General features: G+C 43.0%; 15 protein-coding genes. 11 read left to right on the top strand and 4 right to left on the bottom strand.

Features of this window, described 5'->3' with window-relative positions; genetic code table 11:
• Positions 1-5 precede the first annotated feature (5 nt).
• Positions 6-2,918 (bottom strand): triple tyrosine motif-containing protein, encoded by a 2,913-nt coding sequence (locus tag E1163_RS23055; protein ID WP_246223845.1) that lies wholly within the window; start codon positions 2,916-2,918, stop codon positions 6-8.
• Positions 2,919-3,211: 293 nt separating this feature from the next.
• Here E1163_RS23055 and E1163_RS23050 point away from each other — a divergent pair, with 293 nt between their 5' ends.
• The 9 genes from E1163_RS23050 to E1163_RS23010 all read left to right on the top strand — a co-directional run bounded on the left by E1163_RS23050 (position 3,212) and on the right by E1163_RS23010 (position 18,396).
• Positions 3,212-6,298: a SusC/RagA family TonB-linked outer membrane protein gene (locus E1163_RS23050; RefSeq protein WP_155174832.1), complete on the top strand. Its 3,087-nt coding sequence runs from the start codon at positions 3,212-3,214 to the stop codon at positions 6,296-6,298.
• A 4-nt stretch (positions 6,299-6,302) separates the two neighbouring features.
• Positions 6,303-7,781, top strand: coding sequence for a RagB/SusD family nutrient uptake outer membrane protein (locus E1163_RS23045; protein WP_155174831.1), 1,479 nt, complete (start codon positions 6,303-6,305; stop codon positions 7,779-7,781).
• An 11-nt stretch (positions 7,782-7,792) separates the two neighbouring features.
• Positions 7,793-9,463, top strand: a complete 1,671-nt coding sequence (locus E1163_RS23040) for a PKD domain-containing protein (protein ID WP_155174830.1) — start codon at positions 7,793-7,795, stop codon at positions 9,461-9,463.
• A 50-nt stretch (positions 9,464-9,513) separates the two neighbouring features.
• A complete protein-coding gene (locus E1163_RS23035; protein WP_155174829.1) occupies positions 9,514-10,632 on the top strand; it encodes a glycoside hydrolase family 16 protein in 1,119 nt (372 codons plus the stop codon).
• 61 nt (positions 10,633-10,693) lie between these two features.
• Positions 10,694-12,976 carry a beta-glucosidase BglX gene (gene bglX, locus E1163_RS23030; protein WP_343033930.1) on the top strand — a complete coding sequence of 761 codons (2,283 nt, stop codon included), beginning with the start codon at positions 10,694-10,696 and terminating at the stop codon, positions 12,974-12,976.
• Between the two features lie 4 nt (positions 12,977-12,980).
• Positions 12,981-13,805, top strand: a complete 825-nt coding sequence (locus E1163_RS23025) for a glycoside hydrolase family 16 protein (protein ID WP_155174828.1) — start codon at positions 12,981-12,983, stop codon at positions 13,803-13,805.
• 86 nt (positions 13,806-13,891) lie between these two features.
• The gene (locus E1163_RS23020) at positions 13,892-15,322 is read left to right on the top strand and encodes a sugar porter family MFS transporter (RefSeq protein ID WP_155174827.1); all 1,431 of its coding nucleotides are present in this window, start codon (positions 13,892-13,894) and stop codon (positions 15,320-15,322) included.
• A 98-nt stretch (positions 15,323-15,420) separates the two neighbouring features.
• Positions 15,421-16,905, top strand: coding sequence for a M28 family peptidase (locus E1163_RS23015; RefSeq protein ID WP_155174826.1), 1,485 nt, complete (start codon positions 15,421-15,423; stop codon positions 16,903-16,905).
• A 69-nt stretch (positions 16,906-16,974) separates the two neighbouring features.
• The gene (locus E1163_RS23010; RefSeq protein ID WP_155174825.1) at positions 16,975-18,396 is read left to right on the top strand and encodes a pyridoxal phosphate-dependent decarboxylase family protein; all 1,422 of its coding nucleotides are present in this window, start codon (positions 16,975-16,977) and stop codon (positions 18,394-18,396) included.
• A gap of 24 nt (positions 18,397-18,420) precedes the next feature.
• On the opposite strand, the gene E1163_RS23005 is transcribed toward E1163_RS23010, so the two are convergent.
• A complete protein-coding gene (locus E1163_RS23005; protein ID WP_155174824.1) occupies positions 18,421-18,987 on the bottom strand; it encodes a DUF922 domain-containing protein in 567 nt (188 codons plus the stop codon).
• 110 nt (positions 18,988-19,097) lie between these two features.
• Here E1163_RS23005 and E1163_RS23000 point away from each other — a divergent pair, with 110 nt between their 5' ends.
• Positions 19,098-19,628: a DUF4920 domain-containing protein gene (locus tag E1163_RS23000; RefSeq protein ID WP_246223843.1), complete on the top strand. Its 531-nt coding sequence runs from the start codon at positions 19,098-19,100 to the stop codon at positions 19,626-19,628.
• A gap of 27 nt (positions 19,629-19,655) precedes the next feature.
• Positions 19,656-20,654, top strand: a complete 999-nt coding sequence (locus E1163_RS22995; RefSeq protein WP_155174823.1) for a phosphotransferase enzyme family protein — start codon at positions 19,656-19,658, stop codon at positions 20,652-20,654.
• A 31-nt stretch (positions 20,655-20,685) separates the two neighbouring features.
• Here the strand turns inward: E1163_RS22995 and E1163_RS22990 are convergent, their stop codons facing one another.
• Complete coding sequence (locus E1163_RS22990; RefSeq protein ID WP_155174822.1) at positions 20,686-21,057, bottom strand: hypothetical protein; 372 nt, start codon at positions 21,055-21,057, stop codon at positions 20,686-20,688.
• Positions 21,057-23,354: penicillin acylase family protein (locus E1163_RS22985; RefSeq protein ID WP_155174821.1), on the bottom strand; the 2,298-nt coding region annotated here is incomplete at its 5' end. The genes E1163_RS22990 and E1163_RS22985, both read right to left, overlap by 1 nt.

Below are 23,354 nucleotides of genomic sequence, written 5' to 3'. Positions count from 1 at the left end.
GGCGCCTAAAATTTAAGTATAAACTCCTGCAAATTAACAGATCTGTCCAGCTCCAGTTTTTTCCTTAACCTGTACCGTGCAATCTCTACTCCCCGGACCGAAATATTCAAAAGGTGTGCTATTTCCTTGGTAGAAAGGTTCATTCGCAGATAAGCACTTAATTTCATTTCCTGAGGGCTTAGGTCAGGAAATGACTCTTTGAGTCGCGTGGTGAAATCTCCATGCACCTGGTCAAAATGGAAGGCGAAATGCTCCCAATCATCGTCCTGGGAAATATTCCGGTCTATATTGCTAATGATTTTCTTCAGTTCATGTTTGACTTCCTGGTTTTTACTCCTCTTCGAAATGCTTCCCAAGTTACTTTTTATACTAGCTATAAACCCGTTTTTGTTGATCAGGTGCATAGTAGAGGTGGCCAGTTCCTTATTCTTGCTATCGATCTCCGCTTTTAATTTTTCATTTTTCAGGCGCTGTATTTCTTCCTCAGATTTTCTGGTGATGGACTCTATTTCCGTTTCTTTTTTGTGTAGTTCCTTCTCCTGCTTCATCGTCAGGCGGTGCTTTTCCTTTTTATGTTTTTTGTCAAACAGGTAAAAAGCAATGTACAGACACGTGAGAATAAACCCGGCATAGATAGTATAGGCAAGGTTTGTACGGTACCAGGGCGGCAATATGATAAACTTGTAAGATGTCGGTTCACTTAGCTTACCATAAATATTCTTCGCGCGTACATGAAAGGTATAGGTGCCTTCGTGCAGGTTAGTATATTCTTTATCCGTTCTTGTCGTCCATTCGCTCCAGTTTTTCTCACCATTTTCCAGCCAATACTGATACATGGTCTTTTCTAAACCATCTACAAAGGTTGCACTATAGCTAAATTGAATCGAGTTCTGCTCATAGGGTATTTTCCGTACATATGTTTTAGGCTGCTGATTGGTCACCTCTCCGTTGTTTAAATAATGCCCGTAAAACAAAGTGGTGTTGCTGTTTCCTGTAAGGCTGACCCGTCGTAAAAGCGTATGGAAAGGCTGGTCAGTAATGTTTGCCGAGCCTGCGGTATAGAGTACAAAGCCTTCCTTGGCCGCGTAAAGTGCCTGGTTGGCGCTGAGAATAGACACGTTTTGCAGGTCATCATTCAACATATCTTTCAACTTGTTAAAAATGCTGGTCTTTTTGTGATATTCCCCGCTTGCGTCCTTTTCCAGTATCCCTATTTCCCGAATCGTCATGTAGTATATGTTTTGATACGGGTCTTCTGCAAGGGCTATAACCGGATCATTGTTGAAAAAGTCTTTAAAAAATTCATCAACCACGAATCTGTCAGTACTTTCATCGTAGCGATAAATCTGATTTTCTGTAGTAAACACCAACCTGTTCCTGATTCGGAATACGTTGATTAAAGCATTTGAAGGGAGACCTGCTTCTGTACCGTAATATTTTACCGATGATATGGAATCCAGCTTATCGTTCAGCCTGAGCTTGTAAACACCCTTATAACCATGGGTCATCCAAATATCACCATCTTCACTGAGTTCCATTACCCTTGAGGACTCATCAAAGCCCTTTATCTTATGCAGAAACACAATATTCCCTCCGATTTCCTGATGTAATACCAGTCCCTTGTATGTGCCTTCTATGATATACCCGGGCCTGTCTTTTAACTTTAGAAAGGTCCAGGCCCCCAGGACATCCGAAATTTTGGAAACAGAATTATCTTTTAGCAGAAAAGCCCCATTATGATGCCCGACCAGCAGATGGTCATTTACTTTATTGATGCTGTACACCTGACCTTCTGTGCCCTCTATAAACTGGTAGTTTTTACCGCTACCTTCGTTTAATCTTTTCATATAGAGCCCATTGTTGGTGCCCAGGTATAATGTGTTGTTGTCAAGGTAACCATCATAGCCCGTTCCTGGCAATCCGACCTGTTCGTTGATGTAGGTAAAAGGCATGTCGAGCTCAATAGAGGTAATGCCATTGTTGTGTCCCAGCCACAGGTTGTTTTGAGCATCTTCAAAGAGGCTGAGTACGGTCCGGTTGTTCAGCCCTTTGGTTTTGTTGAGGTGAAGAAGTATCTCACCCTCCGGAGAAACAATATACAGGCCGTTGTTTTGAGAGCCCAATGCATAATTACCGTTCCTCAGGCGCAAAGCACAATTGATCGCTGAGCTTTTAAATACTTCGTTGTTCTTCACGCTCCATGGCTCAAAACTGCTGCCGTTATAAATGAATATGCCGTTGTGCAAGGTAGCCACCCAAAGCTCATTATTAGGTCGGTTGAGCAGACCGGTCACAGTCATTCCTTTTAGGCTCTCACCTCCGGGCAGTATCTTCAGAGCACTGCCATCAAGGTAGGAGAGGCCCACCTCAAGCTGGTTTACATAAAGCTGATGATTGGTATAGAAAAAGTTTTCAGGTGCCTGTTCCGGGTCTATTACACCAATTTTTCCGTCGGCATGATAAATGAAAATTTGCCGGAAAGTGCAAAATACCAGACGGTCATGGTCCTGGAATACCCGCCAGGCTTCGTCGAAATTCCTGTATTTGGCAGGTAAACTGTCGGCAAGGGAAGTATATGATAATTCTCCTGTACTATCAGGAAATAGATAACCAAAATCGCCCTGACTGGCAACATATACCTTGCCGTCAGAGCCTATGGAGATATGCCTTACCTTGCTGCCACTGCTCAGGGTAAAAATATTCCACGACGACCCGTCAAACTCAAGTACGCCGAAATTATTAGCGACATAGATCAGCCCGTATTTATTTTGGGCTATTGCCCAGTTTTGGATACCGCCATTGTACTCACGGGTAGAGTAGTATTTTATAAATGGCAACCCCAAATCATAATTCTGCGCCTGGCCATTGAGCAAAAGGCAACACATCATGAAGCAAAACAACAGGTAGTTTTTAACCATAGTCAGTGTACCAATACAGTTGTTGATTTTTAAAGGTAAAAAATTAATGATGTATTTAGAATAGAATAGTGAAGTAATAGAAACGTGAAGTTTCGGAAACGTTTCCAGTGCCTCTGAATGCCTATAAACGGCTCATTTATAGTTGTTTTGATGAAGTTTTGATAAAATGGAAAAATAGGGTTGATGTAGTTATGATGTAGTATGTTTTTTGCCTTTGCGTGCGGTTTCATCTTCCTTGATGGCTGGAAATGGAGTTATATCCATTTCGTTAACCCTCAACCAATTAATATAATATGAAGAACTCTTTACTAACAGCACTTTTGCTGCTCCTTACTACACTTACCTATGCACAGGGTGTAGTTTCCGGTACAGTAAAAGATGAAACTGGCGAGCCACTGCCAGGGGTAAACGTACTGGTTCGAGGAACCAGCCAGGGAACGGTTACCGACATCAGCGGTAATTACAGACTTGAAGTCCCCGAAAATGCATCATTGATCTTTAGCTTTATCGGCTATGTTACCGAGGAGATCAATGTAGGCAACCGTACTACCATTGACCTGGTGCTTACACCCGATATTACAGCACTCAATGAAGTAGTGGTGATCGGTTATGGTACCACTACTAAAAAGGAACTTACGGGAGCCGTATCGGTAGTGCAGGCCGAAGAAATTCAGGCACTCAATCCTACCCGCCTGGAGCAGGCGCTACAAGGCCAGATGGCCGGTGTGAATGTTACTACAGCCTCAGGATCTCCCGGGGGATCTGCCAATATCAGGATCAGGGGTATAACCACTAATGGTAACAACAACCCGCTTGTGCTGGTGGATGATGTGCCTTACTCTGTTGATGGCCTCAGTGCATTGAACCCAAATGATATAGAATCTATAAATGTATTGAAAGATGCCTCAGCTTCTATCTATGGTGTACAGGCAGCCAATGGTGTGATTTTGATTACGACCAAAAAAGGAAAACAAAATACAGCACCTCGTTTTACATTTGACTCTTACTATGGTATACAGGAAACCTCCAGAAAACTGGCACTACTTAATGCAACAGAATATGCAGTGCTGGCCAATGAGGCCTACGCCAATGGTGGACAAACTCCTCCGTTTGCCAATGTAAACCTGGGAGAAGGTACTGACTGGCAGGATGAAGTCTTCGACAGGGCGCCGATTCAAAATTACAACCTGTCTGTTAACGGAGGAGGTGAGAAGACAACTTATTCCATAGGAGGATCATACTTTGATCAGGAAGGTATTGTTGGTGGTGATAAGGCTAGTTTTCAGCGATACAATACCAGGATGAATTTCACCACGGAGCTATCCGATAAGCTGACTTTCCAAAACGTACTTCTTTACGCCAACGAAACAAGACGTACACTGCCTGAAAATGGTCAGGCCTCGGTGTTGTATAATACCATTAATATGGCACCAACCATGTCAGTTTATGATCAGGATGGGAACTTTACTCTTGCTGATGGGCTGGGTTCGGAAGTGATCAACCCGCTAGCTCAGATTGCGAATACTTTTAACAGGAACAGGGTGGATAAGCTGACCGGCAAGCTGTCATTAACCTATGACATCCTGGATTACCTGAAAGTAACCACTCGTTTTGGATACAACTATGCCAATGTGAGAAATAAGACCTTTAACCCTTATGTCTATTACGGCCAGAACAAAGTTCAAAACAATACATTAAATGCTAACCTCGATCCGATCACAAAACTCGATACTCTTACTAACTCGCAGGTGCAGACGGTATTTAATTCGGTATCGGAAACCCAGCAAATTTTTTATGATAATATCTGGGAAACCTTTGTGAACTATAAAAAGGTATTAAACGAAAAACATGGGTTTGATGTCACGCTGGGTATGTCAGTTAGAAAGGAAAGAGGAGAGTCTTTGACAGGTACAGCTTTTGATATTCCTTACAATTCATATGAGTTCGCAGATATTTCTGCGGCAGATCCGAATAATGATGAAAACACTGCTACTTCATACCAATATGATTTCAGGCAGTTGTCATACTTTACAAGAGTACAGTACGATTATGAAAACCGCTACCTGCTGTCATTAATTGTCAGGAGAGATGCCTCAACCAGGTTTGGTCCGAATAACCGTGTGGGATACTTCCCTTCGGCCTCTGCGGCCTGGATAGTTTCTGACGAGTCATTTTTTGATGTAAGCTTTATTAACCTATTGAAGTTAAGGGCGAGTTATGGTGTGTCCGGTAATGACAAAATCCAGGACTTCGTTTACAGAGGCTTGCTTAATGGAGAAGGTGTTTATGTGTTGAATGGTGAATTAGTTACAGGCCGTGCCCCTGGCAGGATATCCAACCCGGATGTAAAATGGGAGCAATTAAAGCAAGCTAACTTCGGTTTTGATCTTCGTTTGTTTGAAGGAAAGGTATCTGCCTCCGTAGATTACTTTGTGAAGCGTACGGAAGACCTCCTGCTTCAACCGCAGGTATCAGGCCTTTTGGGGTCAGGTGCTCCCGGTAGTGCTGCCCCATTTATTAATGCTGGAACCATTGAAAACAGAGGCTTTGAGTTCATTGTTGGCTACAATGGTGAGATCAGCAATGATGTGCAGTTCAGTGTCAACTATAACCTGAGTACACTGACCAATGAAACTGTTGAGCTGGCGAATGGTGTAGACTTTATTCCGGGCGGAAGTTTTGGGATAGGACAAACCGCAACCAGGTTTGAGGTAGGTTACCCTATTGGCTATTTCTTCGGACTGGAAACAGAAGGTGTATTCCAGAGTCAGGAAGACATTGATCAGCACCCTGCTCAGCAAAACGCTTCGCCCGGTGACCTTAAATATAAAGATGGCGATGGAGATGGTGTAGTGGAGCTTGATAATAACGATGATAAAACGCTGATTGGTAGTCCGATACCTGATGTTACGATGGGTGTTAGTTTAAATGTGAGATACAGGAATATCGACTTCTCTACCAATATTTATTCAGCATTGGGCAATGATATTTTAAGAAACTATAGCCGTTTTCTTCCATTGACCAATAAGTCTGCCCATACCCTGGAAAGATGGACAGGTGAAGGTTCTACCAACACTGACCCTAAAGTAACTACCGGGGCTAATAACAATAATCTGATCTCTGATTATTATGTGGAAGATGGCTCATATGCGCGTATAAGGAATATTCAGCTAGGATATACCTTACCAGCAGAACTTACTGAAAGAGTGGGAATTAACAAGTTCAGGATCTATGCTTCGGTAAATAACCTGTACACCTACACCAAATACAGAGGTTACGATCCCGATGTATCAAGCGGGGAAGCACTTTCCTCAGGGATTGACTATGGCTTTTACCCTCAGCCACGTACTTACATGTTAGGTTTAAATTTAATATTCTAATATCATGATTATCAATACAAAAAGATATTTGAAATATATTCTTGTGACAATATGTCAGCTAACCTTTTTTGGGTGTAGTGATGACTATGTGGATATAGATCCGGCTGCCACAATTGATGCAGATAGCTATTTCAATTCACCACAAGATTACGAAGACGCAGTTGTGGGAGCCTATGATTTGTTGCAGGCTTCATACATCAATGTTTGGGTTGGAGACATAGCTTCCGACAATACCCTTGCTGGGGGTGAAAACGCTAATGACGTAATTGCCCTACAGGAGATCGACGACATGCGACATGGTGCAGTGAATGACCAGTTACGCAACATCTGGTCATGGATGTATGCAGGAATAAGCCGCACCAACTATATCTTTGAAAACAAAGACAAGATCGACTTTGAAGGTAAAGAGCAGATATTGGCTGAAGCTGCTTTTTTGAGAGCTTACTATTATTTTGAACTCGTCAAGATATTTGGAGACCTGCCACTTATTGTTGATGAAAGGGCAACCTTCGAAGGGCTTAGCTCTATTCCGCGTTCACCCAAAGCTGAGGTTTATACCCAAATAGAAAAAGACCTTGAGTATGCTGCTGCAAATCTTGACGTAACCCCTGCCCAGCTTGGCAGAGCTACCAAAGGAGCCGCATTGGCCCTGCTCGGTAAAGCACACCTGTACCAGGACGAATTCTCAGAGGCAGCAGATGCATTGGAGCAGGTAATAGGTTTGGGTGTATACGATCTGTTTGATGATTACAGTACCCTTTTCCTGACTCAAAATGAGAACAACATAGAGTCGGTATTTGAGATCCAGTACACTAATGAAGAAGGTGCCGGTTTTGAGTGCCTGCAATGTGTGGAAGGTAATGTTGCCGTAGGCTTCAATGGTATTCGAGGATATGACGGGCCTTTGTATGCAGATGGTTTTAGCTTTAATGTCCCTACTCAAGACCTTGTCGATGCTTTTGAGTCTGGCGATCTGCGTTTTGAGCCTACTATCCTTGACATTGAAGCCTTTGCGGCTGCTCAGGAGGAAGAAGTTACCTATACCAAAGGTTATGAGCACACAGGATATTACAATCACAAATACATCCCCAGAGCTGCTGATATCGGCCAGGGTGATGTACACCTTACCAGTCCGGTAAACTACAGGGCTATCCGCTATGCGGACGTACTGCTGATGGCTGCCGAAGCACTCAACAGGGGAGGTATTGATGACTCCAAAGCCCTGGGATATTTAAATGAAGTAAGGGACAGGGCTGATCTTGATCAGCTTAGTTTGACTGGCCAGAACCTCACTGATGCCATACTTAAAGAGCGAAGGGTAGAACTTGCCGGAGAAGGGCACAGGTTTTTTGACCTGGTAAGGACAGGACAGGCTGCTGCCAATATCGATGGTTTTGTAGCCGGCAAGCATGAGGTATTCCCAATCCCTCAGATCGAAATAGACCTTGCAGGTGCCGGTTGGAAACAAAATGATAATTACTAAAAATCACAGATATGAAGACCTTAATTATAAATTTCAAATGGATACTGGCGCTTCTGGTATTGTTTACCGCCTGTGATCCACACGGTGAGGAGGATCTTGAAATAGGACCACCACCAACTGCAGAAGATGCTGCCATAAGTGTGACAGTGAATGCTGAAAATGAAAACATCATACATTTTAAAAATTCATCTTCCGCTTTTCTTAAAGTGTGGGATTTTGGTAACGGAAGCGGTGCCAAAGGTGATGATGTGACCGGAGCCTTTCCTCTCAAGGGAACTTATGAGGTTACCTTGACGGTGTATACTTCCGGAGGAAGTATCTCGTCGACCACTACTATAGAGATAGCTGAAACGAATCCTTCAATGTTAGATATTCCTGTTTACAATATGTTAACAGGCGGTTCTGATAACACTGAAGGTAAAACATGGGTGATAGATGCTAAATTACCAGGACATTTTGGAGTTGGACCTGCGGACGCGACCTGGCCTTCTTATTATTCTGCACCTCCAAACGATAAGGCAGGAGCGGGGTTATATAATGATGAATTTACCTTTAAATTGTCAGGTTTTAGCTATATTCAAAGTACAAATGGAGATGTATTTATTAACACTCAGCAAGCAGGAAGTTTTCCTGGTGCTTATGAAAATGCTGGTGACTTTACTGCTCCTTATGATGCTCCTGAAAACTTAACCTGGTCTATTACAGAAGATGTTGACGGGAATCAGTTTTTGACAATATCCAACCCCGGGTTTATTGGATACTATACTGGTGTTTCTAAATATCAAATTCTGGCAATTGAGGAGGAGAAGATTGTATTAAAATATCTCGATGCTTCAACTCCAGATTTGTCATGGTTTCAAACTCTGATTCCTTTGGATGTTGCAAATGCAACGCCCCCAACACCATCTTTTGTGTATGCAAAAAACGGTCTGGAAGTATCTTTTACTAATAGTACTGGCGATGCAGATTTTTATAGTTGGGATTTTGGAGATGGCAATAGTTCTACAGAGGAAAATCCTGTACACAATTATGCTCAGGCGGGACTCTACACAGTGAAATTAACAGCTACAAATGAGAATGGCAGTAACTATACTTCTCAAATGCTTATTCTGGCTACTTCAAACAAGATCACTTATTCTCAACTTACAGGAGATTCTCAAAAATCATGGAAGCTACTACCTGCGCCAGGAGCGTTCGGAGTCGGTCCGTTTAAAGGTAGTACAGAGTGGTTTGGTAGTGCTGATTTATCAGGAGATAGACCTTGCCTATTTAATGATGAGTTTATCTTCAGGTCTGATGACAGATACATATATGATGCAAACGGAGATGTGTTTGCTGAAGCGTATATGGGACTTCCTGATGGGTGTCAGAATGAAGGCGACTTATTAGGTACCAACGGTGAAGACTGGAGATCAGGCAGTCATGATTTCAGCTTACAGGAGGGAGTGGGTAGTGACCCTTCTACAATAACAGTAACTGGAACCGGGGCATTTATAGCCTTGCCCAAAGCTTACAATGGAGGAGAGTATAACGCCGCGCCGCCATTCGATGATGCATCGGTAACCTATGAGGTACTTTTTTATGTGAATGATGGAGAAAATGAGGTTTTAGGAATAACCATAGACGTATCAGCAGGTGAGGTCGGAGGAGCATTCTGGAACTTTATTCTTATTGCTGAATAATTCAAGGAGGGGTGCCTGACCTCAGGCATCCCTCATTAATATATAGTTTTATGAAGAGACACAATGTTGTATTGATAATTTTGATATCGTTTTGTTGGTATCGTTGTTCAGGAGATGAAGGAGAGCCAACAATAGTTCTACCCTCAAACCTGAAGCTCGACCTTCAGGAAGATGAAAACAATCCTGGGTCAGTAGCTTTTACGGCCACTGCCGATAATGTTAATTTTTACAGCTACTATTTTGGCTTACCCAATGAAGCAGCTACCATTTCTAATGATGGAAAAGCTGCATATAAATACACTGAATCAGGAACGTATATAGTAACCGTTCAGGCACATGCCACCAGTAGTCAGTTTGTTAGTGTTGAAAAAGAGGTAGTCATCCAACTTGAAGATGACAGCACCCCGACGGATATTCCCTCGGAAGGATATACCACCCCTGAAAGCTATGATGGCATGACGCTGGTGTGGCAGGATGAGTTCGGAGGGACTGCCCTTAGTGGTGATTGGACCTATGAAATAGGGACAGGTAGCAATGGCTGGGGCAATAACGAGTTGCAATATTACAGAGAAGAAAATACTGAAGTCCGGGACGGATACCTGATCATAACAGCCAAAGAAGAAAGCTTTGGAGGCAGAGATTATACCTCGTCCAGGATCATTACGGCAGGTAATCAAACGTTCCAGTACGGACGTATTGACATTAGGGCCGCCCTTCCCCAAGGCCAGGGTATTTGGCCTGCCCTATGGATGTTGGGTTCAAATTTTAACACTGTAGGCTGGGCAAAATGTGGCGAGATCGATATCATGGAAATGATTGGTGGCAGTGCGACTGGCAGGGACAATACCGTGCATGGCACCATACACTGGGATAACGGCGGCAGCAATGTCAACTATGGTGACAGCTATACCCTGAGCTCAGGAATATTTGCTGATGAGTTTCACGTCTTTTCAATAGTATGGGATGCAACTTCAATTACCTGGTACGTGGATGATGTGAAGTTCAACGAAGTAGACACCACACCTGCTGACCTCAGTGAATTCCAGAATGATTTCTTCTTTATATTCAATGTAGCAGTAGGAGGGAACTGGCCTGGAAGTCCGGATGCGAATACAGTATTCCCACAAAAAATGATTGTGGACTACGTGAGGGTTTTCCAGGAGCAATAAAAACAAGTATTTCATCAGGTCGGCATTTACTTTTAGAGGCTGGCGAAAACATTTTGATTAAGTGAAAAGAAAAGTATACGCATTAATATTTACGGCAATAGCAGCGTCTTTTTTAGGATGCTCGGTTGAGGAGTCGGGGGATAAGGCCACCTCAGAAGGGAAGCAGCCTGAAAATGAAAGGATAGAGAAGCTTATTGGGCAAATGACTGTTGAGGAGAAGGTAGGACAATTGAATTTTTACGTAGGCGACCTTTTCAATACAGGCCCCACGGTAAGAACAACCGAGTCAGACAAATTTGATGAATTGATAAAACAAGGCAAGCTGACAGGCCTCTTTAACGTACACGGAGCCGCTTATACGAAAAGGCTACAACAAATAGCTGTTGAAGAATCACGTCTGGGAATTCCCCTGCTTTTTGGAGCAGATGTGATCCATGGTTTTAAAACTGTATTCCCTATACCACTGGCTTCTGCGGCCAGTTGGGACATGGAAGCCATAGAAAAGGCGGAAAAGATAGCAGCCATTGAATCCACGGCAGCCGGTATTACCTTCAATTTTGCGCCCATGGTAGACATCAGCCGCGACCCGAGATGGGGAAGAATGGCAGAAGGTGCTGGTGAAGACCCATACCTGGGCTCTCAGGTAGCCATGGCCAGAGTTCGTGGCTTTCAGGGAGAGTCCCTTTCTGATGCCCAAACCATGGCAGCGTGCGTTAAACACTTTGCCGCTTACGGTGCACCTGAAGGCGGTCGCGACTACAATACGGTGGATATGTCAGAACGGTCTTTAAGAGAGACCTACCTGCCACCTTATAAAGCGGGAATTGATGCAGGGGCAGCCACTATCATGACTTCTTTTAATGAATTAAATGGTGTGCCGGCTTCCGGTAACGCATTTTTGCTTCGCGACATCCTCAGAGGCGAGTGGGGCTTTAAAGGTATGGTAGTCTCTGACTGGCAATCTATTAACGAAATGGTTTCCCATGGCAATGTGGCCAATGTTGCCGAAGCAGCATCCATGGCTCTGAAAGCCGGTGTGGACATGGACATGATGGGTGACGCTTATCTCATCGAAATACCCAGGTTGATAGAAGAAGGAAAGCTAGAGGAAAAGCATCTTGATGCTGCAGTCAGAAATGTACTAAAATTAAAATTTGACCTGGGGCTGTTTGATGATCCTTACAGATACAGTGATACGGTAAGGGAAGCTCAAGACATCCGGGCCAAAGAGCATCTGGAAGTTGCCCGTGATGTGGCAAGAAAATCCATAGTGATGCTGAAAAACGAAGGTCAGTTGTTGCCGCTGAATAAAGATGCAGGAACCATCGCCGTCATTGGCCCATTGGCTGATAACCATGCCGACATGAATGGTACATGGTCATTTTTTGGAGAAGCACAACACCCTGTTACCTTTTTAAAAGGCATTCAGGATGCTGTTGGTCCAAACACTAAAGTAATTTCGGCCGAAGGGTGCAACCTGTATGATGATAACCGGGATAAGATCGCCAATGCAGTAACCGTAGCACGGTCTGCGGATGTGGTGGTTATGGTAGTGGGGGAGAGTGCTGTTATGAATGGAGAAGCAGGCTCACGTTCAAATATCCAGCTTCCCGGTATTCAGCTTGACTTGATGAAGGCCGTAGCGGAAACAGGAAAACCAGTGGTAGCTGTGGTAATGAGTGGCCGCGCCATGGACCTGAGTTGGCTGGATGAAAACATAGCCGCGATCCTTGAAGTGTGGACTTTGGGTTCTGAATCCGGTCATGCTGCAGCCGACGTCCTTTTTGGTGATTATAACCCATCCGGTAAGTTGCCAGTAACCTTTCCCCGCAATGTGGGGCAAGTGCCGATTTATTATAACCATAAAAATACCGGCAGACCCTATGAAGGAGATTACTCTGAACCCAAAAGCGAACGCGTTTACAAGTCTAAATACAGGGATGTGCAAAACACTCCGCTGTATCCTTTTGGGCATGGCCTGAGCTATTCCACTTTCGAATATTCCGAGATACAGCTAAGTGCTGACACCATTGGATTTGATCAAACCTTAAAAGCTTCTGTAAAGGTAACCAATACGGGGCCTTATGACGGGGAAGAAGTGGTGCAGTTGTATATCAGGGATCTTGTAGGAAGTGTAACAAGACCGGTTAAAGAGCTAAAAGGTTTTAAGAAGCTGATGATCAAAAACGGGGAGACCAAAGAGGTTGAGTTTGAAATTACCTCAGAAGACCTCGCTTTTTATACTATTGATATGTCTCACAAAGCTGAGCCCGGAGCTTTTCAACTGTTTATTGGGTCAAGCTCTGAAGATGTAAAGCAATCCGGATTTTATTTAAAGCATTAGATTTATGAGAAAGATAATATTAACCGTTTTGCTTTTAAGCATGGCAGTACTGGCTAAGTCACAGGAAGGACAGTTGATTTGGAGCGATGAGTTCAACTATGAGGGGGCGCCTGATTCTGCCAAGTGGGGTTTCGAACTTGGAGATGGCTGTCCTCATATCTGCGGATGGGGCAATAATGAATTACAATTCTACACAGACAACCCTGAAAATGTAAGGGTGACCAATGGCAGGCTAATCATTGAGGCCCATAAGGTGGAGGGAAAAGCTTATGGCTACACCTCTTCCAAGGTGGTGAGCACAGGTAAGGGCGACTGGCAATATGGTTACATTGAAATCAGGGCAAAATTACCCTATGGCAAAGGCACATGGCCGGCCATTTGGATGCTCCCTACGTTAGATCGTCCGCTTGACTGGCCAAAGGACGGTGAAATAGATATTATGGAACATGTTGGGTATAATCAGGGAATGGTTTACGGCACCATTCATACTAAAAAATATAACCACCGTATTGGTACCCAAAAGTCCGATAGCATCTATGTTGATGACCTGCATGAAAACTTTCATACCTATGCCATCGACTGGAGTCCGGAGCACATCAGTTGGTTTGTAGACGGAGAGAAATATTACACTATTGAGAGCAAAGGAGAAGGACAGGAAGGCTGGCCTTTTGATCAGCAGTTCCACATCATATTTAACCTTGCGGTAGGTGGAGACTGGGGAGGCAAATATGGAATTGATGAAAAAATATGGCCTCAAAGACTGGAAATTGATTATATTCGAGTCCATGAAGCGAATTATGCGACAGAAAAAAAGCCCGTCAACCACTGATGGGCGCACGTTTAATCAACTTCATATTCCTCTCAAAAGTTTTTGCAAACGTTTGAAATCAACTAACCAAAAGAAACATTATCAGCATGAATGAAATCGAAAATACGGGAAACTCCAAAAGGTTCATCCTTGGAATTACTGTAGTGGCTACCCTTGGTGGCCTTTTGTTTGGATACGACACCGGTGTAATCGGAGGGTCACAACTTTATTTTACAGAGTATTTTTCTTTTACAAAAGCAGAGCAGGGATGGGCTGTAAGTAGTGCTCTTGTAGGGTGTCTCGTAGGAGCTTTAATGGCGGGGTATCTAAGTTCTAAGCTTAGTAGAAAATATTCATTAATTCTTTCAGGCTTTTTATTTGCCTTATCTGCATGGGGATCGGGAATTCCTGAATCACTCACCACCTTAGCAATCTTTAGAATAATTGGAGGGATTGGCGTTGGAATAGCCTCTATGACTGCTCCCATGTATATTGCTGAGGTAGCACCTCCAAAAGAGCGTGGCAGGTTGGTTTCCTACTACCAGTTAGCTATTGTTATTGGTTTCTTTGTAGTTTTTCTGGCTACATACTTTATCGGAGGGGGAGATAATTCTGCTCTTGGTCCTGAGGAGCTTGAAGCACTGCATGAGTACAATGTTAAAACCGGCTGGAGGGTGATGTTCTGGTCTGAGTTGGTGCCAGCATTAGCATTCTTTTTACTGTTATTCTTTGTACCTCATTCTCCACGTTGGTTAATGATGAAAGGCCGGGAAGAGGAAGCCAAAGTAGTGCTTGCAAAAGTAACAACCTCACCACAGGAGGCAGAACGAGAGTACAGGGAAATTAAAGAGTCACTGTTTATTGAAACAAAGGTAGAAAGAGTGTCTGTTTTTTCTAAAAGTATGAGATTAGTGTTGTTTATAGGCATATCGCTATCTATACTTCAACAGGTCACTGGTATCAATGCTATTTTGTATTATGGTGCTGAAATATTTAGTAATGTATTGGGGTACGGGCCTGAGGATGCACTGAAGCAGCAAATTCTTTTGGGTGCAGTGAATCTTGTATTTACATTTGTTGCTATTTATCAAGTCGATAAATGGGGTAGAAAACCGCTACTTATAATGGGTACATTAGGCATGTTCTTAGGGATTGCGTCTTTAGGAACATCAATATATCTTGATCAGCTTGGTTGGGTATCTTTAATTGGAATGTTGGTATTTATTGCTTCTTTCGCTTTGTCAATGGGCCCGATAACATGGGTATTATTATCTGAAATATTCCCCAATAAAGTAAGAAGTGCGGCTATGTCACTTGCAGTGGCGGCACAGTGGTTGTTCAATGCTATTGTTGCTGGTGTATTTCCTCTGCTTGTTGGGAGTAAAGTAAACAAGGATGTTTTTAATGGAGGTTTGCCTTATTTTATATTTGCCAGTTTGTGTATCGTTACCATAATATTTGTTTGGAAATTAATTCCTGAAACAAAAGGAAAAACCCTCGAAGAAATGGACGGCCTCTGGTTGAAAGAGGAAAAGTAATTTGCCTGCGCTGATGCTGGTTATTAACCGTTAGGAGAAATCTTGTTTATAAAATGACAAGTTTTCTCCTAACTTTAAACACACCTAAAACAACCAGCATGAGAAAAACCATTTTGATCCTATCGGCTTTATTCATATGCCATTTATCTATGGCACAATCCTCCGACCTTGAAAAGGTAAAAGCCACTGTTGAAAAAGAAGAAATTAAGTCCCACATTTTTTACCTGGCCTCTGACGAGTTGCGGGGCAGGGAAGTAGGTACACCGGGAATAGAAAAGGCTGCAGATTATATTGCGGCTGAGTTTAAAAGATATGGCGTTAAGCCGGTTCCAGGGGCGGATAATGGCTATTTTCAACAGGTGCTTTTAAAGCAGGCCTCTTTGCCCAACAAAATAAAAGTTACTATTTCGGAGAAGGACTTTTCCGGTCAGCAGGTAGCAATATTCAATGCGGAAAATATCGAAAAGGTAACCCAGGCTGTATACCTTAACTATGGTATGTCTGATGACTACGAAGGTGCCGATGTCAAAGGGAAAATCATACTGGTCAAAGCCGGGGCACCGGATCAGACAGATCAGGGAAGCCTCTTTAAGCTTTCTTTACAAAAAAGAGGGTTTGCCCAGGCTGCCGGGGCCATAGCACTCATAGAAGTTCACGATTACAACGCACAATACTGGGGTTCAGTTAAGGGATACCTCAGTCATGATAAAATGACCCTGAGGGATAAGAATGAACCTGTAGGAGGGCCAGTACACCTTTGGGTAAATTCTAATCACAATCTCTTAGACGAGCTGGAGAAAGGGGCCGAAGTATCAACAGGGTTAGTGATCAGTGGGATCGACAATAACAGACTAACCTCCCGTAATGTAGTTGGAATAGTGGAAGGCACTGATCCCAAGCTTAAGAATGAATATATTATTTACTCAGCACACTATGACCATGTAGGTGTTGGCAAGCCCAATGCAGAATTGGATTCAATATTCAATGGGGCACGAGACAATGCCGTAGGAACAGTTACCGTGTTAAGTGCTGCGGAAAACATAGCGAAATACCCAACCAAGAGATCTGCTCTGTTCATATTGTTTACAGCAGAAGAGAAAGGTCTTTTGGGAAGTAAATGGTATGTGGAAAATCCGTTAGTGCCTTTAAAGCAAGCAGTTTATTGCTTCAACAGTGACAATGCCTCATATAATGATACCACCAAAGCCACTATAGTAGGCCTTGAGCGGACTACAGCTTCCCAAAACATCAAAGAGGCGTGCAGCGCTATAGGCCTTACCGCTATAGATGATCCAGCCCCAGAGCAAAATCTTTTTGATCGTTCCGACAATGTCCACTTTGCGACCAAAGGAATTCCTGCACCAACTTTTAGCCTTGGTTTCACAGCTTTTGATAAAGAGCTGTTTAAATACTACCATCAGGTAACCGATAACCCGGAAACGCTGAACTACGATTACCTGCTCAAATTCTTTAGAGCATACGTGCTTTCCTGTAGAAAAATAGCCAACGATGAAGAAACCCCGGTGTGGGTGGAAGGAGATAAGTATTATGAAGCAGGGCAGGAGTTGTATGGGGACAGGTAAACGGTGATCAGTAGATAGGTAATCGATAAACGGTGATTTTGAACAGTGAATAATTAACAAGTAAACTGTATGAATATAGAAGAGTTTAAAAAGCAGGGCCATGCTATGGTTGACTGGATAGCATCGTACTATGAAAACATTCGGGACTACCCTGTAAAATCGCAGGTGAAGCCCGGAGAGATCTTTGGGCAAATAGCTAATAAGGCACCTGAGCATGGAGAACCCATGGAACGAATCTTTCAGGACTTTAAGGAGATCATTATACCAGGTATTACCCATTGGCAGAGTCCGAATTTTTATGCTTATTTTCCGGCTAATGCCAGTTTCCCGTCATTATTAGGAGATATGTTGGCTTCAGCGCTGGGATCACAATGCATGATCTGGGATACCTCACCGGCCGCTGCCGAACTGGAGGAAAAGGTGATGATCTGGCTAAGGGATATGTTGGGACTACCAGCTATTTTTACTGGAGTGATCCAGGACACTGCTTCTACAGCCACACTTTGTGCTTTGATCACTGCCAGGGAAAAACTAAATGATTATGAACCGAACAGCAATGGCCTTTTCAATAACAGGCCTATGCGTGTTTACTGTTCAGAAGAAACACACTCTTCTGTTGAAAAGGCAGTTAAAATCATGGGGCTTGGCAAGCACAACCTTGTCAAAATTGGTGTAGACGAGAAAATGGCGTTAAAACCTGAGTTATTGAAACAGGCCATTGAGGAGGATATTAAAAAGGGCTATCAACCTCTGGCGGTGGTTGCGGCTATTGGCAGTACAGGTACGGTAGCCATAGATCCACTCGCGGCTATGGCAAAAGTTTGCAGTGATCATGGCGTATGGCTTCATGTAGACGCAGCGTATGCAGGCTCAGCCCTGATACTTGAAGAATACCGCTGGATGATTGAAGGTATTGAGGATGCCGATAGTTTTGTGTTTAACCCTCACAAATGGCTCATGACCAATTTTGATTGTTCAGCTTACTTTGTTAAAGACGAGCAGGCTTTGGTGAAAACCTTTAGCATCCTTCCTGAATATCTAAAAACCAACACCACTGGTGTCGTTAAAGATTATAGAGATTGGGGAATTCAGCTAGGCAGACGATTCCGAAGTTTGAAGTTATGGTTCGTGCTCAGAAGCTATGGTGTAGAAGAAATGAAGACAATCCTGAGGAACCATATCAGTATAGCCGAAAAGCTTTCAGAAAAAATCACGGAACATAAAGATTTTGAAGAATTTACCACTTCATTAAACCTTGTATGCTTCCGTTACAAACCGGATGGGGAGGAGGAGGTTGAATCACTGAACCACCTCAATAAACAATTGATGGATGCACTCAATGCATCTGGTAAAATGTACCTTACACATACTAAAATAGGGGACAATATGGTACTGAGGCTGGTGGCAGGCCAAACCCATGTTACAGAGGAGGATGTAATGGACTCATGGGATATTATCCAGGAAACCGCGACAAGTCTGGGAAGGGACTGATGAGTAGATAGTAAGAAGGCCGATTTATATGTCGATGTGCTGACCTTTAAATTGCTGCAGCGACTGTAGTTCGGCCTTTACCCAATCCGTCCATTCTTTTTGCTTTTTAACCATTGCCCCATGGAGTGTTTCAGTATCATACCTTTGATCAGTAGCATTGCTCTCATTAAGGATTTTTTGTATTTCCCGGTTATAGACCTTGAGGTCTTTTATTCCTGCCAATGACAGTTCCCTGATCTTCTTCCGGGCTTTTCTGGCATACAATTCTGCGATGTCAAAATGTAATTGTTCATGCGCAAGCAGAGCAGGAGACTGGTCACGATACCAGGATTTTGTTTTGATAAACAGTGCGCGTACATGGTAAGAGATTTTATTTTTCACCATATATGGATTTGCTTTAATAGCAACAGCCGTACCAGCATCTCCAATGGCTTCAAGGCCGGGTTTTCCCTGGAAATCATTCCAACCTAAATTATAATGAGCTGTCCACTCAATATAACCTAATCGTGCATCATGATTTTCTCCATGAGGCTGAGCCTGAGCATAATAAAACGCTGAAATCAGAATAGTAGAAAATATCGCTTTGATCATAATCAATGATCAAAACCAAAATTCATGCCCAGCAGTTCGTCAGGAGTTCATTTATTCTTATTTTATTCTATTTTTGAGGACAACCAAGAACATTTAAAGAACATTAAAAAATGAAAAAAGTATTAAGTATAGCTTCAGTTTGCCTCATAATGGCAGCCTGTGGAGGAAATCAAAATGAACAGAGCGCTGAAGAAAAGACGCAAGAAGAAGTAGTAAACACTGTTACTGAAGAGCCAGCCGTTACAGGAAGTTATGGTGAAGAAATCACTGAGGAAGGTGCCATATCAGCAGAAGAACTATTGGCCAAAATGGAAGGTGTAGATTCATTACAGGTCAAAGTTTCGAGTGAAATACTTGCCACCTGTAAAATGAAAGGCTGCTGGATGAAAGTAGAAGTACCCGGTGAAGAAGAAATGAGGGTGACCTTTAAGGACTATGGCTTTTTCGTGCCTAAAGAAGGAGCAGAAGGAAAGGCTGTGGTAATGGAAGGTATTGCAAAGAAAGTAACCACTGATGTGGAAACATTAAAGCACTTTGCCAAAGATGCTGGAAAGTCGGAAGAGGAAATTGCAGCCATTACAGAGCCTAAAGATGAAATTACTTTTGTAGCTACAGGAGTAATTATTAAAGACACTGAATAAGTCCTGTACAAATACTCTTTTGAACCTATGAAAATTTTCCCAACCCAGTATTCCACTTTATCACCTTCTGCGCTAAACGGATTTGTAAGTGAGCATTATGGGTTGGGGCAAACTTCCTGCAAATACCTGTTAAGGGGAGTCAGTGATACATATCTTATAAAGAGCCGGCAGGAAAAATTTATCCTTAAAGTTTACAGGGAGATGCACAGGTCTCTCGATGAAATAAAGGCAGAAGTTGAACTGCTTAATATTCTGAAGGGCAACGGAGCCAAAGTGTCCTACCCGTTAAAAGATTTGCACGGCCAGCAAATCCAGGAGTTTGTGGCAGCAGAAGGTATGCGTTATGGAGTATTGTTTTCTTTCGCTCCGGGTAAGGTATATTACGATTTTACAGATGAACAACTCAGGATCATCGGCAGGGAAATGGGTTTTAACCATAATATAACATCTGATCTGGACCTGAGTTATGACAGGAACAGCTATACCATAGAATCTACTATACACCGCCCATTGAAAGTATTTAAACCGGCTTTTGAAGATTTTACAGAGGGGTATGATTATCTGGTGGATATTTCAGAGCGGGTGATTCGAAAGTTGGAAAGCTTCAATGCGGCATCGTTTGGCTATGGGTATTGCCATTATGATTACCTGCCCAAAAACTTTCACTTTGATGAACATGATAACCTGACAGTTTTTGATTACGATTTTTGTGGCAAAGGTTACCTCGTCAACGACCTAATGACCTTTCAGGTGCATTATTTTTTCCATACCGTGATTAAAGGCATGAAAAAGGAGGATGCAGATGCCGCATTTCAAACCGCAGTTTCCGGTTACAGGGAATTAAGAAATATATCCGAAGAAGAGCTGGAAGCTATCCCTTATCTGGGTATTATGTTTTGGAATTTCTACCTTGCTTTTCAGTACGAAAACTTTGATGATTTCTCGAATACCTACTTTGGTGCCGCCCATCTTAAAAAATGGATCGGCTGGGTTAAAGATTGGGAAAAGCTTTATTGTAATTTCTAAAACAGCAGCTTCCCGAAAGGTTGCCACACTATCATGAATAATACTTTTGTACCCGCTTTTTCCGCGTAAGGCCAATGAACAATGTGCCGGAGGCTGCACCAAATCCCCCTGTAAGTCCTCCGATAAAACCCGTTATCAAGATAAGCGCAATATTAGGGATGCCCATAAAAACCTGGGCAACGCGATTGGTTAATAGAGAGGAGGTTTCCTGATCTATATTGTAGGCTAAAAAAGACCACAAAGCAAAAACAGCCAAAAAGCCCGACATAAATGAAGGTAAAGGGCTCAATCTAAAAAGAGCTGCTATTACAAAAGCTACTGCTGCCAAAGACCAGAAAGGCAGGTATTGACCGGTTGCGTAGCATAATACTCCAATTAATATAGCTTGAATGATGAATTTCATTATTCTATGGGTTTCAAAGTTTGATCAAATAATATTTTCTCCTGATTAGCATCTTTTTCGCTCATGAACAGTAGCGGAACGTACTCTCCATCACGCCAGCCGTCAATCATATTGTCATACCAGATGCTACCCGGGTTTCCGGATTGTCCTCCGGGATAAATACCCCAGGCTTTTGGCGGAGAACTCATTTCCACGATAAACCTTTCTGACGGCCCATGATTGCGCTTGGTGGAATTAATAGCGTCCGCTACACCATTCACTTGCACATTGTATCGGCTAAAACCGGCAAGGCTGCCACCTAAATCGGCAAGGTGTCGTATGAATGTCCCCTTATAATTGCCCCAGGTATAATCCATCTGGTTGTCTTCCTTCCAGGCTTCCAGGTTAGCCAAAGATTGCTTAAAAGAAGTATTTATAAGGTAAGTCAACGATTCCTTTTGGTCAGTGGAGTCCACATCAATGAATTTGTATTGTGGATAGTTTTTGATGATATAGGTGGTAGTATAGTCATTGGGTGCATCAAGGGCAAGGTCAGTTCTGTTGAACTCGTCCCAAATGGAAGTATTCAACTGGTTCCACCAGGCCTGAAAATAGCTGGGAGCTTTAAGACCTACCAGGTAGTTATAATCCCACTTTTTTAGTGCATCTACAACATCTTTTTGCTCGTTGCTCAAACCATCCATTGATAAAGAGTCAAGCATTAAAGGAAGTACCTCCTGAGGAAGTAAGCTGTAGCTGTTGGATTGCATTTCCATCATATCCTCTACGGTAATGCTGTCCATGGACGCAAGCAGTTGATTGATTATCCTGTTTCTGTAATACTCATAAGAAGCATCATACACCCAGTATGGATACAAGCTGTCCACCGAGTGCTGGTTAGCGGAGCTTACAAATCCTCGCTCCGGATTATATTGGTAAGGGTTCTGCGCCTTGGGGATCAGCGCCTGCCACTCATTTTTAGAATCACTGCCGTCCATCAGGAATTTACCCTGTTCCTTCCATTTTGCTGTAAATTGACCTTGAACCCTTAAAGCAATGTCTCCATCCACAGAAGCAAAGACAATATTTTGAGGAGGTGCATCCCAATATTCTATAGCAGCCAGATAATCTTCATAATTATTGCCCCGGTTTAATTTAAGCAAAGCCTTTTGCACCCTGGAGGGTTGGTGCCCGATCCAGTGCAGGGCGTAGTTTTTTCTACTATCCTCATCACCAAAATTCTTATCATACACTATCGGGCCATGATGTGTAAAGGTAATAGTGTCATAAAAAGGCTCTTCTCCTCGTATATTAATTGTTTCCACCCTTTTTTCAGTATTCTTCCATTGTCCGTCATGCCAGTATTCATTTTCGCTGTCATCTTTGAGCTTGATCTTGTACCAGTCCCTATGGTCACGAGGGGCATTTGTAAACCCCCATGAGATTGAATCATTGAACCCAATAGTAATACCTGCTGCCCCTGTAAAAGTGAAGCCGTAAACATTCACATCAGGAGAATGAAGCTGCAACATGATCCAGAGAGAAGGTAAATTTAATCCCAGATGGGTATCATTGGCCAGAATAGCATTACCGCTGGCAGTCTTGCTGCCGGAAACTGCCCAGTTATTACTTCCGTTATCAGGGTCTGGTTTTGGAAGAGTGGTCTCAATATCATCAGAGGGCAAAGTTATAGCCGGAGCCTCTGTTGCAACTGGCTCAAAAGGCCATGGCGCTTTCACATCTGTGGGGATCACCGGGTCTACACCGGGTAAATATTCAGGGAAAAGAAAGTCAAAGGTTTCCTTGCCCAGGAGGTTTAGTGCATTTGTGTTTTCAAGGTCATCATCATAGCCGGTAAGGTTATTGATCATGTATTCAAGAATAAGGGCAGATTTTAGAGGAGTCCATTCCTCCGGCCCATACCCCAGCAGCTTGTATTCTATAGGTAAGTCTTTGTAAGTGAGCGATTGAATATATTGGTTCACTCCATCCGCATAAGCCTCTATGGCTTTGTTTGCCTCTTCATCAGTACGCATGGCATCGTATGTAGCCTCAGCCCCTAAAAGCATGCCCTTTCTTCGCTGCATCCTATCAAACTCCAGCCCATTTTTACCTATGATCTCAGAAACCCTACCTGCTGCTGCATGGGTTTGGAATTCCATCTGCCATAACCGGTGCTGGGCTATAATGTAACCCTGCGCCATATACAGGTCATGGTTATTGTTCGCAAAAATATGAGGAACACCATTGTCATCATACTTAACTGTTACAGCTTCACTTAGTCCTGTTAATTCCACCTGAGATTGATAAGGAAAGCT

Origin of the sequence: Fulvivirga kasyanovii, assembly GCF_009711405.1 — a bacterium.
Taxonomy (GTDB): Bacteria; Bacteroidota; Bacteroidia; order Cytophagales; family Cyclobacteriaceae; genus Fulvivirga; species Fulvivirga kasyanovii.
The sequence above is the reverse complement of the archived record's forward strand: the minus strand, read 5'-3'. Positions and strand labels throughout refer to the sequence as shown.

Excerpts from the sequence above, each read along its gene's own strand:
- E1163_RS23055 (WP_246223845.1), bottom strand. The coding sequence starts at position 2,918 with ATGGTTAAAAACTACCTGTTGTTTTGCTTCATGATGTGTTGCCTTTTG.
- E1163_RS23050 (WP_155174832.1), top strand. The coding sequence starts at position 3,212 with ATGAAGAACTCTTTACTAACAGCACTTTTGCTGCTCCTTACTACACTT.
- E1163_RS23045 (WP_155174831.1), top strand. The coding sequence starts at position 6,303 with ATGATTATCAATACAAAAAGATATTTGAAATATATTCTTGTGACAATA.
- E1163_RS23040 (WP_155174830.1), top strand. The coding sequence starts at position 7,793 with ATGAAGACCTTAATTATAAATTTCAAATGGATACTGGCGCTTCTGGTA.
- E1163_RS23035 (WP_155174829.1), top strand. The coding sequence starts at position 9,514 with ATGAAGAGACACAATGTTGTATTGATAATTTTGATATCGTTTTGTTGG.
- E1163_RS23025 (WP_155174828.1), top strand. The coding sequence starts at position 12,981 with ATGAGAAAGATAATATTAACCGTTTTGCTTTTAAGCATGGCAGTACTG.
- E1163_RS23020 (WP_155174827.1), top strand. The coding sequence starts at position 13,892 with ATGAATGAAATCGAAAATACGGGAAACTCCAAAAGGTTCATCCTTGGA.
- E1163_RS23015 (WP_155174826.1), top strand. The coding sequence starts at position 15,421 with ATGAGAAAAACCATTTTGATCCTATCGGCTTTATTCATATGCCATTTA.
- E1163_RS23010 (WP_155174825.1), top strand. The coding sequence starts at position 16,975 with ATGAATATAGAAGAGTTTAAAAAGCAGGGCCATGCTATGGTTGACTGG.
- E1163_RS23005 (WP_155174824.1), bottom strand. The coding sequence starts at position 18,987 with ATGATCAAAGCGATATTTTCTACTATTCTGATTTCAGCGTTTTATTAT.
- E1163_RS23000 (WP_246223843.1), top strand. The coding sequence starts at position 19,098 with ATGAAAAAAGTATTAAGTATAGCTTCAGTTTGCCTCATAATGGCAGCC.
- E1163_RS22995 (WP_155174823.1), top strand. The coding sequence starts at position 19,656 with ATGAAAATTTTCCCAACCCAGTATTCCACTTTATCACCTTCTGCGCTA.
- E1163_RS22990 (WP_155174822.1), bottom strand. The coding sequence starts at position 21,057 with ATGAAATTCATCATTCAAGCTATATTAATTGGAGTATTATGCTACGCA.